Source organism: Antrihabitans cavernicola (genome assembly GCF_008297975.1).
Lineage (GTDB): Bacteria > Actinomycetota > Actinomycetes > Mycobacteriales > Mycobacteriaceae > Antrihabitans > Antrihabitans cavernicola.
Genome location: NZ_VLNY01000001.1, coordinates 61,185 through 73,873, shown reverse-complemented (window position 1 = coordinate 73,873; position 12,689 = coordinate 61,185). Strand labels below are relative to the sequence as shown.

The window sequence follows — 12,689 nt, the reverse complement described above, 5'->3', positions numbered from 1 at the left end:
AGAGGGAACGGCTCACGGGGTGAGTCGCGCCTTCTCTAAGGAGACCCGAATGCTTTGGTACATCGGGCGGCGTCTGCTCCAGATGATCCCTGTGTTCATCGGTGCCACCCTGCTCATCTACGCGATGGTCTTTCTGATTCCAGGCGATCCCATCCAAGCGCTCGCCGGCGACAAGCCGCTGACTCCTGCTGTGGCAGCACAACTTCGGGAGCGCTACAACCTCGACAAGCCGTTCATCGTGCAGTACCTGCTGTACCTGAAGGGCATCGTCACCTTCGATTTCGGCACCTCGTTCTCCGGCCGTCCGGTCGCCGACGAGATGGCCCGCGCGTTTCCGGTCACCCTCAAGCTGTCGGTGATGGCCCTCGCCGTCGAAGGCATCTTCGGCGTGCTGTTCGGCGTTGTCGCCGGACTGCGCAAGGGCAAGCTGTTCGACTCGTCGCTGCTGGTGCTGAGCCTGATCATCATCGCTGTCCCGATCTTCGTGATCGGCTTCCTCGCACAGTTCATCCTGGGCGTGAAATGGGGGATAGCCCCGGTGACCGTGGGCGGCAACGCATCGTTCGGGCGATTACTCGTCCCGGCGATCGTGCTGGGCCTGCTCTCGTTTGCATACGTGCTGCGGCTGACTCGAAATGCCGTGGCGGAGAACAAGAACGCCGACTACGTCCGTACCGCAACGGCAAAGGGCCTGAGCCGACGACGCGTCATCACCGTGCATATTCTGCGTAACTCGCTGATTCCGGTGGTCACGTTCCTCGGCACCGACCTGGGCTTCCTGATGGGAGGTGCGATCGTCACCGAGGGCATCTTCAACATCAACGGTGTCGGCGGAACGCTCTATCAGGCGATCACGCGAGGTGAACCGCCCACGGTCGTGTCGTTCGTGACCGTCCTGGTGGTGATCTTCCTGCTGGCCAACCTGCTGGTCGATCTGCTCTACGCCGTGCTCGATCCGAGGATTCGCTATGTCTGACTCAACGCCGGCAGCACCGAAAGCCCGCCGCGGGCGCCAAGAATATTTCGTGGCGCCACCGGACGAGGTGGAGGTGCTCGCCACCGACCGTGTTGTCGAAACCGGTGCGCCCATGAGCATCTGGGGCGACGCGTGGCGGAACTTGCGACGCAACCCGCTGTTCATCGTCGCCGCGGTGCTGATTTTGTTCATTCTCGTCGTGGTGATTCGGCCGTCACTGTTCACCAGCGTCGACCCGACCTACTGCAACGGCGACTTCAGCATGAAGAGCTCCGGGTCGGGGCATCCATTCGGCTTCGACAAGCAGGGTTGTGACATCTTCGCTCGAACCGTCTACGGGGCAAAGGCTTCCGTGCTCGCCGGTGTCGGTGCCACGATTCTGTTCCTGGTGATCGGCGGCCTACTGGGTGCGCTGTCCGGCTTCTACGGTGGCTGGCTCGATTCGATCGTGTCGCGCATCGCGGAAGTGGTGTACTCGTTGCCGCTGATGCTGGCCGCGATCGTGCTGATGCAGCTGTTGTCGTCGCGCACGATATGGACGGTGATCATGATTCTGGCGTCGTTCACCTGGCCGCAGGCTGCTCGCATCGCCCGCGGCGCGGTGATCGAAGCGAAGAACAACGACTACGTGATGGCGTCGAAAGCCTTGGGAGTCTCCAGCTTCCGTACACTGCTGCGCCACGTTGTGCCCAACTCGATCAGCCCGCTGATCGTGGTGACGACCATTTCGCTCGGCTCGTTCATCGTCACCGAGGCGACGTTGTCGTATCTCGGTGTGGGGTTGCCGCCGACGGTGGTCTCGTGGGGTGGCGACATCGCTCGCGGGCAGAAGGAGCTCCGCTCGGGCTCGGGCATCTTGTTCTATCCGGCAACGGCATTGGCGATCACCGTGCTCAGTTTCATCATGCTGGGCGACGCGATTCGCGACGCTCTCGATCCAAAGGCACGTAAACGATGACGGAACCGCAACCCCTGCTCGACATCCGCGATCTCAACGTCTCCTTCACCTCCGGCGGCAAACAGGTGCCTGCCGTGCACGACGTGAATCTCACTGTCTACCCCGGACAGACGGTGGCCATCGTCGGCGAGTCCGGCTCCGGCAAGTCGACGACGGCGCACGCGATCATCGACCTGCTGCCGGGCACCGGCAAGGTGACGTCGGGATCGATCTTCTTCGACGGCAAGGACCTCACGTCCGCATCGAAGAAAGATGTGGTGGCCGTCCGCGGCACCGGCATCGGATTGGTTCCGCAGGACCCGATGTCCAACCTCAATCCGGTGTGGAAGGTCGGCCACCAGATCACGGAGACCTTGGCGGCCAACGGAATTGCCAAGGGGAAGGCCGCGAAGCAGCGCGCCGTCGAACTGCTGGCCGAGGCCGGCATGTCGGAGCCGGAGCGTCGCGTCGATCAGTATCCGCACGAGTTCTCCGGTGGTATGCGCCAGCGCGCTCTCATTGCCATCGGGCTCTCCTGCAGGCCGAAGCTGCTGATCGCCGACGAGCCCACCTCGGCTCTCGACGTCACGGTGCAACGCCAGATTCTCGATCACCTGGAAGGGCTCACCGACACCCTGGGCACCGCGGTGCTGCTGATCACCCACGACCTGGGGTTGGCCGCCGAGCGTGCCGAGCACCTGGTCGTTATGTATCGCGGCCAGGTGGTGGAATCCGGTCCGGCACTGCAGATTCTGCGTGAGCCGCAGCATCTCTACACCAAGCGACTGGTCAATTCGGCACCGTCGTTGGCATCGCAGCGTTTGTCGTCGGTCACTGAGCGCGCCGAGATTCGTGAGCATGCTGTGGAAATGGCGGAGCACGTTGCCGAGGTCGATACCGACATCACGTCGATCTCCAACGATGTGCTGGTCGCGGACGGACTGGTCAAGAAGTTCCCGGTTCGCGGCGGTGCTCCGTGGAAGACGTCGGAGTTCACCGCCGTCGACGACGTGTCGTTCCGCTTGCAGCGTGGAACCACCACGGCAATCGTCGGCGAGTCGGGCTCCGGTAAATCGACTGTGGCGCAGATGGTTCTGGGATTGCTGGAGCCGACAGCGGGCACGGTGACGTTCGAGGGCCAGAACGTGGCGAAGCTCGATCGCAAGGCGGAGTTGGCATTCCGTCGACGAGTGCAGCCGATCTTCCAGAACCCGTACGGCTCATTGGATCCGATGTACTCGATCTATCGGACCATCGAAGAACCGTTGCGGGCGCACAAGATCGGGTCGGCGAAGGAGCGTGAGCACGTCGTCCGCGATCTGCTCGACAAGGTCTCGCTCCCGACGTCGGTGATGCGTCGCTATCCCAACGAGTTGTCCGGTGGGCAACGGCAACGCGTCGCGATCGCGCGTGCGTTGGCGTTGAAACCGGAGGTCGTGGTATGCGACGAGGCGGTGTCCGCGCTGGACGTCCTCGTGCAGGCGCAGATCCTCACGCTGCTCAACGATCTGCAGGCCGAGCTGGGATTGTCGTACCTGTTCATCACCCATGACCTGGCCGTTGTTCGGCAGATCGCGGACGACGTCGTGGTGATGAACAAGGGCAAGGTGGTGGAAGCGGCGAAGACCACCGAGGTGTTCGACAACCCGCAGCAGGACTACACCCGTCGCCTGCTGGACGCGATCCCGGGACGGGACCTGCTGGTCGGGTAGCGGCACCCGGTAGCGTCGGCAGCCGTGACCGATCCGCTGCAACCGTTGCTCGACCTTCCCGGTGTTCACGATGCTGCCGACCTGGCACGCAACGCCCTCGCCGAGGTGCACCGTCACAAAAGCAACCGGCGAGGTTGGCCCATTACCGCGGCGGAGGCTGCGGTGCGGGCGGCGCGCTCGTCGGCCGCCATCGACGGCGGATCGACGGAACTGCCTGCGGAGGGCGGGGTCACCGACCCCGTTCTCGCCGGGGCGCTGCGGGTTGGGCAGGCGCTCGACGGCGACGCGCTGCCGACCATGATCACCACGTGGCAGCGTGCTCCGTTGCAGGCGTTGGCGCGGTTGCATCTGCTGGCAGCGGCGGATCTGGCGGACGATCAGTCTGCGCTTGGCCGTCCGCGAACCGGCGATGGTGTTGGGGAGCGGCTGGGCATGCTCGCCGACCTGGTGACCGGCGGATCGAAGGCGCCGGCGCCGGTGCTGGCCGCCGTCGTTCACGGTGAATTGCTCTCGTTGCGACCTTTCGGAAGCGCCGACGGTGTGGTGGCACGGGCCGCGTCACGTCTGGTCGCAGTGGCGAGCGGGCTTGATCCGCACAATCTCGGTGTGCCCGAAGTCAGTTGGCTGCGGCGTCGGACAGCGTACGAAGACGGAATCGCCGGTTTCGGATCCGGCGATCCCGCGGGAGTGGGTAGCTGGTTGATTCTGTGCTGCGGCGCATTCGAGGCCGGTGCACGGGAAGCGACATCGATCGCCGAGTCTGTCGGGGGCTGAGTTCGGGGGAGAAGAAACCCAGACATGCAAAGCGGGCGGCGCTGCCGATGTGTATCGACTTCGCCGCCCGCTAGCACGGATTACCCGGTTACCAAGCGTGCTAGGTGGGTTGTGTGTTTGGCCTCGGCGTCGGTTCGAATATCGTCGGTCCATCCCCGCAACCCGTGCGAGGTCCTCGCCAACGAAAATCTGAATCGCGCAGGCCCACAACGCTTTTGCCCTTGTCGCGGCGCGCTCCGCGTGGGTGCCTGATGTCCGTGCTGGGTGTCCCGGTCGGGAGACTGAACCTTCTCTTCCGGCTCCGCCTTGGCCTTCCGTTCTTCCCGTAAGTCCCTTTGTACTCTGTGACTCCCCTCACAGCAAGGGTTGATTTCGCAACTAAATTGGCGTGTCGGCGAGCCGCTTCAGCGCCGACGGCGAAGCAACCCGTACGTCACGGCGCCCGCCGCGAGGGCGCTGAAACCCACCGCGGCGGTGGCGGCCACGGTCGTCGACGACGGTGCTTGAATCCGCGCGCGCAGCGAAACCGGGTTGGAGAACGTGAGGATCGGCCAGCCTCGCCCGGCCGCTTCCTTGCGCAATCCGCGGTCGGGATTGACGGCTGTCGGATGCCCGACTGCCTCCAGCATGGGCAGGTCGGTGATCGAATCCGAGTAGGCGAAGCTGCGCGAGAGTTCGTAGTTTTCGGTGTCGGCGAGTTGCTTCATCGCCTCGACCTTGCCCTCGCCGTAGCAGTAGAACTCGAGCTCGCCGGTGTATTTGCCGTCCTTCGCCACCATGCGCGTGGCGGCGGTGTGGGTGGCGCCCAGCGCCTCCGCGATCGGTGCGACCACCTCTTCGCCGGACGCAGAGACCACCACGATGTCGTGTCCGCGAATGCGGTGATCGGCGATCAGATCTGCCGCTTCCGCGAAGATCAGCGGGTCGACGATGTCGTGCAACGTCTCCGCGACGATGCTCTTGACCTGCTCCACATCCCAGCCCGTGCACATGTTCGCGAGGTGCGCACGCATGCGCTCCATCTGGTCGTGGTCGGCACCCGACAGCAAGAACAGAAACTGTGCATAGCTACTTTTCAGCACCGCCCGTCTGTTCAGAAGACCCTGATCGAAGAACGGCTTGCTGAACGCGAGAGTGCTCGATTTGGCGATCACCGTCTTGTCCAAGTCGAAGAAAGCCGCGATGCGTCCGTTGCCGGGATCTGCCGAGGTCTGTGCCGTCACAGGTACAGGATAGGCATCCGCGGTTGCCGGCGGGCGCGCTGCCGGACGCGCCGAAACGAACGGGCGGTTGAAGTTGCAAACATTGCCATCGCCAGGTGTAGTATTGACCGCACCTGGACTAGTTCCAGGCGTGTTCAGCCCGACCCCCCGGGGCTGAACCCGACGGTCCCCGCCTCCTCCCCCCCTGGCGGGGACCGTCCTCTAACTTCTCCGTTTCGTCCCTCTGGTTTCCAGAGGTTTGCGCAATGAATGGTACGCCCGTACCGATTTTTATCCACAGGGCGTCAGTTGTCCACATTCGCCGCATTCCCACTGTCGAGACGTTCCGGATTGCGCCAATCTCGGAGTCATGGATTCCAGCACCGATGCCACGGCTCTCGTGTCGGTCGACGACGCCGCATTGCGTGAAGATGTTCGTCGAACAGCAGCGGCGGCCGACTGCGCACTCGCCGAACCGACAGGTGAGATAGACCGAACCAGTTGGACGCGCGCCCAACTGGTTGTGCTGGATGCTGTTGCGGCGCAACGATGTGCGCGTCTCGGGCTGCAACGCAGGCACGGTGTGGTCGTCGTGTGCAATGGCGAGCCGACACTGCCCGATTGGCAGTCCGCGTCGGCGATCGGCGCGGAGAGTGTGCTCGCGTTGCCGCACGACGAAGCGCGCCTTGTCGACGTACTCGGCGCACAGCCGGAGGCGGGGTCGGGCGAAGGAATCGTTGTCGCAGTGGCGGGTGGGATCGGCGGCGCGGGTGCGTCGACATTCGCTGCCACGCTCGCGTTGCTGGCAGACGCGACAGAGGTACGGCCTGCCACGTTGTTGGTCGACGGTGACGGGGCAGGCGGCGGTATCGATCTACTGCTCGGCGTCGAGGAACGCGGGGGATTGCGGTGGCCGGGCTTGGTGCTCGAAGGTGGCCGGGTAGCGGCGTCGGCGTTGCACAACGCGCTGCCTCAGGTGGGTGATCACCTGGCCGTTTTGGCATGTGGGCGCGGCGAGTCGGCCGGTGACCCGGGCCACATCGCGATACAGGCTGTGCTCGAGGCCGCCCGTGGTGCAGGCGATTTCGTTGTCTGCGATGTACCGCGGCGCCACCGCGGTGAGACCGACGCCATGCTGGAGGCTGCCGATCTGGTCTTGCTGACGGTGCCTGCCGAATTGCGCGCAAGCGCGGCGGCCGAGGCGGTGGCGACCTACATAGGGGAGCGAAATGCCAATCAGGGGTTGATAGTTCGAGGTCCGGCGCCGGGTGGGCTCAGTGGTGCCGACATCGCGAGCGCACTCGGGTTGCCGCTTCTCGCTGCAATGCGCCCGGAGCCCCGGCTCGCCGACACGGTGGAGTTGGGTGGCTTGCGGTTGCGTCGACGCGGGCCACTGCGTACCGCCGCGCAGTCCGTACTCGACGTGATCGCAGCCCGTCCTGCAACGAGGCGGTGGGTCGCATGAGTTCGGTGGTCTCGACAGACCTATTGGACCGGGTACGGGATCGACTTGCGCAAACATCGGGCGAACCTACGCCGGCGACCGTCGCGGCCGCGATTCGCGCGGAGGCGGGTGGCGTGCTCGGCGATACCGATCTGCTCGGCGCATTGCGATTGTTGCAGACCGAGCTGACCGGAGTCGGGCCACTCGATCCACTTCTTGCCGATTCGACGGTCGCCGATGTGCTGGTCACCGGACCCGACGACGTGTGGGTCGATCGCGGGCAGGGTTTGCAGCGAAGCAACGTGACCTTTGCCGACGACGCCGCGGTGCGCCGCCTCGCTCAGCGTCTCGCGTTGTCGGCGGGAAGACGTCTCGACAACGCGCAACCCTGGGTCGACGGCCGACTCCCCGGCGTCGGGAACTCCAGTTTCGGTGTTCGGCTGCACGCGGTGCTCGCTCCCATCGCTCACGGCGGGACCTGCCTGTCGTTGCGGGTGCTGCGGCCTGCGACCCAAGGCCTGGACGTGCTGACCGCGAGTGGTGCGATCGCAGCGGATGCCCGCGAGCTGCTGCTTCGGATCGTCGAAGCCAGGCTGGCATTTCTGGTGGTCGGAGGTACCGGTGCAGGCAAGACCACCCTGCTCGCAGCGCTGCTGGCGCAGGTGGACCGTGCCGAGCGGATCGTCTGCGTGGAGGACGCCGCCGAGCTGGCTCCGCAGCACCCGCATGTCGTGCGGCTGGTTGCGCGCGCGGCCAACGTCGAGGGTGTCGGTGAGGTGACCGTTCGCGATCTGGTGCGTCAGGCGCTGCGAATGCGTCCCGATCGGATAGTCGTCGGCGAGGTGCGTGGCGCCGAGGTGATCGACCTGTTGACGGCATTGAACACCGGACACGACGGTGGTGCGGGCACAGTTCACGCGAACTCGCCGGAAGAAGTGCCCGCCAGGTTGGAGGCGCTGGCTGCGTTGGGCGGGATGGATCGTGCCGCGCTGCACAGCCAGTTGGCTGCAGCCGTCCAAGTGGTCCTGCACGTGCACAGACGCTCCGACGGACATCGCAGCCTGGTGGAAATCGGAATGGTGCAACGAGATACGCGCGGACAGGTGACGATTGCGCCTGCGTGGCGTTCCGACGGCCATGCGAGTGCGGCAGCTGCGCTGGAAGCGTTGCTGGAGAGGCGGTCTGGGCGGTGAGCGCCGCCCTGCTGTGCGTCGCGGCGGCACTGGTGGTGTTGCCGGGATCGACCACTCGACGTCGGTTCTACCGAGTGCACGAGTCTCGGCGGTCGCAGTCGCTTCGCCTGAACAGGCGTTTCTTGCCCGGATTGGTCTGTGTACCAGCATTTCTGGCCGCAGGTGTGTGCGGGGCGATTGCATGTGCTGCGTTGGTCGCAACGGTCGCAGTGCGGATGCGTAAGTCGCGACTCGATCGCGAACAACAGGCCCAGCGGCGCGGGCTGACGGACGGCTTGGAGATCGTCATCGCCGAGTTGCGGATCGGCGCGCACCCGGCCGCCGCCTGCGACGCGGCATCGGCAGAGTGCAGTCGGGTGTCACAGTGCAGTGGGATGTCACAGTGCAGCGGGGTGGCAGCCACGGCGTTGGCTGTTGCGTCTGCGCGCAGCCGGTTGGGCGGATCGGGAGCCGATGCGTTCCGGGATGCGACGTCGGTCATTGCACCCGAACTCGATCGGATCGCGACAGCGTGGGACGTCGCCGAGCGAGAAGGCATTGCCCTTGCCGAATTGCTCGACGCCGCGCGTGTCGATCTGTTGGGCCGCTTGCGGTTTCGGAGCCGAACGGAGTCGAGCTTGGCTGGTGCACGGGCTACGGGCACAGTCCTCGCTGGACTGCCGGTGCTCGGAATAGCGTTGGGGCAGTTGATGGGAGCAGCGCCGCTGCACGTGTTGTTCGGCGGTGGACTCGGGGGTGTGCTGCTGGTACTCGGCACGGTGCTGGCCTGTGCGGGTCTGTTGTGGACGGATGCGATCACGGCTCGGGTGACGGCGTGATCAGCGCGGGTCTCGGACTGCTGGCGGCGGCCGTGGTGGTGTCGCCGAGACCGACTTCGACGCCGCGGCTGTCGAGATTGCACGACGTTGTCGTCGACGTCGAGGATCCAGCTCGACCGACCGACGATCCCCTTGCGGTCGCCACCGCATTCGACCTGCTCGCTGCATGCCTTCGTGCGGGCCTACCGATGGCGACCGCAGCTGCAGCAGTGGCTGTTTCGGCACCGGCACCGCTGTCCGACTCGCTGCGGCGAGGTGCGGATCTACTAACATTGGGCGCAGATCCTGCCGTCGCGTGGGAGGCCGCAGTGGCCGATCCTGCGACCGAATCGCTGGCTCGGATGGCTCGCCGGTCGGCGCGGTCGGGCTCATCGCTCGCGGGCGCGATGACCGAACTCGCGGCGCAGCGGCGGGCAGAGGCCGAGGACGCTTCGGCTGCGCAAGCAGAGCGCGCAGGGGTGTTGATCAGCGGTCCGCTGGGGCTGTGCTTTCTGCCTGCATTCGTGTGCCTGGGTATCGTCCCGGTGGTCGTCGGGCTGGCAGGTCGCGTGCTGGGCGGTGGGCTGCTGTGAGGGCTGTGCTGCAACAACTTCGACGCGGACGTTCCGCGCCGGACGACAAAGGGGGATCAGATGGTGAAGTCGGTGCTTCGGGAGATACAGGTTCGGTTGCTGCTCGCGGCGGTCGAGGACGACGGCATGTCGACCGCAGAATATGCGGTGGGCACGATCGCGGCAGCCGCGTTCGGGGCGGTGCTGTACACGGTAGTCACCGGCGATTCGATCGTCGGTGCACTGACCAAGATCATCGACAAGGCACTCAACACTACCGTGTAAACCGCTGCAGCCCAGTGGGAGTGGCTCGCGACGATCGCGGGATGGCAACCGTCGAGGCGGCGATTGCGATCGCGTCGATCATCGTGGTGGTCGTGCTGTGCCTCGGTGCGGTGGTTGCGACGTCGATGCACATCCGATGTGTGGATGCCGCCCGCGAAGGAGCCCGGTTGGCTGCACGCGGCGACGACGCGAACGCCGTTCCGACGGCACAGCACGTCGGACCGAACGGTGCCGTCGTCACGATCGGCACCGATGGTGACTTCGCCGTCGCCACAGTCACCGCACGACTGCCGCTGTTGCCGCTACTCGACATCTCGGCTCGGGCGGTGGCAGCACGAGAACCGGAGGCCGGATGAGGCGGATTGCGGACGAGCGCGGTGGCGCAACGGTTTTCGCCGCGTGCGCCATGTGCGGGTTGCTGGTGGTCGCGCTGCTGATCGTGCAGTTCGGAGCGGCGGTGTCGGCACGGCACAACGCGCAATCGGCGGCGGACCTGGCGGCGCTCGCTGCGGCAGGAGAATTGGACCGCGGCGACGAGGCAGCCTGCACGGCCGCCTCGGCTGTTGCAGATCGGATGCACGTGCGGGTTCGCAGTTGCGAGGTGCAGAGCTGGGACGCGGTCGTCACCGTGGTGGGCCGGGTGCTGCTGTCCACGTTCGGTGCCAAGGACGTCGTCGCAGTCGCCAGAGCGGGGCCTGTCGACGAGTAGGGCGTAAAGAAATCTTTACGGCGACCCCACCGCAGAAATACGGCGGACCAGCGAGGTCGGTGGCAATATCCGGCGCAGGAGTGCCCGTTTGGCCGACTTGCCCGAGGAGACACGTGACGAGCACCGAGCTGCGCCCACCTTCCCGTTTGCGGGGGTGGTTGCTGGCGGACATCACCGAAGCGCCGTCGGGACACCGCGGACCGTTCCGCGAACCGCAGCACGAGGAGGAAGCAACCCATTCCTGGTGGCGGGTGATGTGCCTGACGGGTGTCGACTACTTCTCCACCCTCGGTTACCAGCCGGGCATTGCCGCTCTGGCCGCGGGCGTGCTGTCGCCGATGGCCACGGTGGTGTTGGTGGCGTTGACGTTGTTCGGTGCATTGCCCGTCTATCGACGGGTGGCGAGGGAGAGCCCGCGTGGCGAGGGTTCCATCGCAATGCTCGCGAAGTTCCTTCCGCGGTGGGGCGGCAAGCTGTTCGTCTTGGTGCTGCTCGGTTTCGCTGCCACCGACTTCATCATCACGATGACGCTGTCTGCGGCCGACGGCGCGGCCCACCTGGTGGAGAACCCGTTCACGCCGAGCTGGCTGCACGATCACAACCTGTTGATCACCCTGGTCCTGCTGGCACTGCTCGCCGCGATCTTCCTGAAGGGCTTCACCGAAGCGATCGGCATCGCGGTGACGCTGGTCGGCGTGTTTCTGGCGCTGAACCTGGCGGTGGTGATCGTCGGGCTGTGGCACGTGATCACCGCGTCGTCGCTGATCACCGACTGGACCGGCGCCATGACGGCGCAGCACGGCAACATCTGGGCGATGATCGGCGTCTCGCTGATCGTGTTTCCCAAGCTGGCGCTGGGGCTGTCCGGATTCGAGACCGGCGTCGCCGTGATGCCGCAGATCGAAGGTGATGCAACCGATACCTACGCGAAGCCGACCGGACGCATTCTCGGTGCGCGCAAGTTGCTCACCACGTCGGCACTGATCATGAGCTGTTTCCTCATCGCGACCAGCTTCATCACCACCGTGCTGATTCCCGAGAAGGAATTCCAGTCGGGCGGCAAAGCCAACGGCCGCGCGCTCGCCTACCTCGCGCACGACTACCTGGGCAACGCCTTCGGCACCGTCTACGACGTCAGCACCATCGCCATCCTCTGGTTCGCAGGTGCCTCGGCGATGGCGGGACTGCTGAACCTGGTGCCCCGTTACCTACCGCGGTACGGCATGGCGCCGGAGTGGGCGCGCGCCGTCCGACCGCTGGTGTTGGTGTTCGCCGTGATCGCGTTCGGTATCACCTGGTACTTCAAGGCCGACGTCGATTCGCAGGGCGCCGCATACGCGACCGGCGTGCTGGTGTTGATCACGTCCGCGGCAGTCGCCGTCACCCTGTCTGCTGCCCGACACAGAGAGCGGAAGAAGGCAATCGGCTTCGGCATCGTCGCTGCGATCTTCTTCTATACGACCATCGCGAACGTCTTCGAACGACCCGAGGGTGTGCAGGTTGCGGCGCTTTTCATCCTGAGCATTCTCGCGGTCTCGTTCGCGTCGCGGGTGGCGCGCGCCTTCGAATTGCGGGCCATCGAAGTCGATTTCGACGAGACGGCGATGCGGCTGATCGACGAATCGGCGAAGCACGGTGCGGTGCGGATCGTGACGCACGACGTCGACCGCCTCGACACCGACGAGTACCGCGACAAGGAAGCCGAGCAGCGTCGCGAGAGCCGCATCCCCGGCGCCGAACCGATCGTGTTTCTCGAGGTGAACATCAAGGACGCCAGCGAGTTCGGGACCGAGCTGCACGTGCACGGCCGCGAGCGCGACGGCTACCGCATTCTGTGGGTGGACAGTGCCGCGATCCCCAACTCGATCGCTGCCATTCTGCTCAAGATTCGCGACATCACCGGCAAGAACCCGCACGTCTATTTCGAATGGACAGAGGGCAATCCGTTGATGAACCTGCTCCGGTTCCTCTTCATCGGCGAGGGCGAGGTAGCGCCGGTCACCCGCGAGGTGCTGCGTCGAGCCGAACCGGACATCACCCGCCGCCCCCACGTCCACGTGGACAGCTGAACCGTGCGTGAAGTTGGGT

13 protein-coding genes are annotated in these 12,689 nt (G+C 65.3%); 12 read left to right on the top strand and 1 reads right to left on the bottom strand.

Annotation, left to right across the window (positions count from 1 at the left end; all coding sequences use genetic code 11):
* The first annotated feature begins 49 nt into the window (after positions 1-49).
* The 4 genes from FOY51_RS00355 to FOY51_RS00340 are packed head-to-tail and all read left to right on the top strand — an operon-like array spanning position 50 to position 4,399.
* On the top strand, positions 50-976 hold the full coding sequence (locus tag FOY51_RS00355) for an ABC transporter permease (protein WP_149428233.1): 927 nt from the start codon (positions 50-52) through the stop codon (positions 974-976).
* The gene (locus tag FOY51_RS00350; RefSeq protein ID WP_149428232.1) at positions 969-1,934 is read left to right on the top strand and encodes an ABC transporter permease; all 966 of its coding nucleotides are present in this window, start codon (positions 969-971) and stop codon (positions 1,932-1,934) included. Before FOY51_RS00355 ends, FOY51_RS00350 begins: the two co-directional genes overlap by 8 nt.
* Positions 1,931-3,625: a dipeptide ABC transporter ATP-binding protein gene (locus FOY51_RS00345; RefSeq protein WP_149428231.1), complete on the top strand. Its 1,695-nt coding sequence runs from the start codon at positions 1,931-1,933 to the stop codon at positions 3,623-3,625. Before FOY51_RS00350 ends, FOY51_RS00345 begins: the two co-directional genes overlap by 4 nt.
* Positions 3,626-3,649: 24 nt before the next feature.
* The gene (locus FOY51_RS00340; protein ID WP_149428230.1) at positions 3,650-4,399 is read left to right on the top strand and encodes a Fic family protein; all 750 of its coding nucleotides are present in this window, start codon (positions 3,650-3,652) and stop codon (positions 4,397-4,399) included.
* 404 nt (positions 4,400-4,803) lie between these two features.
* On the opposite strand, the gene FOY51_RS00335 is transcribed toward FOY51_RS00340, so the two are convergent.
* On the bottom strand, positions 4,804-5,622 hold the full coding sequence (locus FOY51_RS00335; RefSeq protein ID WP_149428229.1) for an HAD-IB family hydrolase: 819 nt from the start codon (positions 5,620-5,622) through the stop codon (positions 4,804-4,806).
* 349 nt (positions 5,623-5,971) lie between these two features.
* Here FOY51_RS00335 and ssd point away from each other — a divergent pair, with 349 nt between their 5' ends.
* The 8 genes from ssd to FOY51_RS00295 all read left to right on the top strand — a co-directional run bounded on the left by ssd (position 5,972) and on the right by FOY51_RS00295 (position 12,670).
* A complete protein-coding gene (gene ssd / locus FOY51_RS00330; protein WP_149428228.1) occupies positions 5,972-7,066 on the top strand; it encodes a septum site-determining protein Ssd in 1,095 nt (364 codons plus the stop codon).
* A complete protein-coding gene (locus FOY51_RS00325; RefSeq protein ID WP_149428227.1) occupies positions 7,063-8,238 on the top strand; it encodes a TadA family conjugal transfer-associated ATPase in 1,176 nt (391 codons plus the stop codon). Before ssd ends, FOY51_RS00325 begins: the two co-directional genes overlap by 4 nt.
* Entirely contained in the window at positions 8,235-9,056 is an 822-nt protein-coding gene (locus tag FOY51_RS00320) for a type II secretion system F family protein (RefSeq protein ID WP_149428226.1), read from the top strand. The genes FOY51_RS00325 and FOY51_RS00320 overlap by 4 nt, the downstream gene beginning before the upstream one ends.
* Complete coding sequence (locus FOY51_RS00315; protein ID WP_149428225.1) at positions 9,053-9,628, top strand: type II secretion system F family protein; 576 nt, start codon at positions 9,053-9,055, stop codon at positions 9,626-9,628. Before FOY51_RS00320 ends, FOY51_RS00315 begins: the two co-directional genes overlap by 4 nt.
* A 60-nt stretch (positions 9,629-9,688) precedes the next feature.
* Positions 9,689-9,892, top strand: coding sequence for a DUF4244 domain-containing protein (locus FOY51_RS00310; protein ID WP_149428224.1), 204 nt, complete (start codon positions 9,689-9,691; stop codon positions 9,890-9,892).
* A gap of 41 nt (positions 9,893-9,933) precedes the next feature.
* Entirely contained in the window at positions 9,934-10,248 is a 315-nt protein-coding gene (locus tag FOY51_RS00305; protein ID WP_149428223.1) for a TadE family type IV pilus minor pilin, read from the top strand.
* Positions 10,245-10,601 carry an Rv3654c family TadE-like protein gene (locus FOY51_RS00300; protein ID WP_149428222.1) on the top strand — a complete coding sequence of 119 codons (357 nt, stop codon included), beginning with the start codon at positions 10,245-10,247 and terminating at the stop codon, positions 10,599-10,601. Before FOY51_RS00305 ends, FOY51_RS00300 begins: the two co-directional genes overlap by 4 nt.
* A gap of 254 nt (positions 10,602-10,855) precedes the next feature.
* Positions 10,856-12,670 (top strand): APC family permease, encoded by a 1,815-nt coding sequence (locus FOY51_RS00295; protein ID WP_235916083.1) that lies wholly within the window; start codon positions 10,856-10,858, stop codon positions 12,668-12,670.
* Positions 12,671-12,689 lie beyond the last annotated feature (19 nt).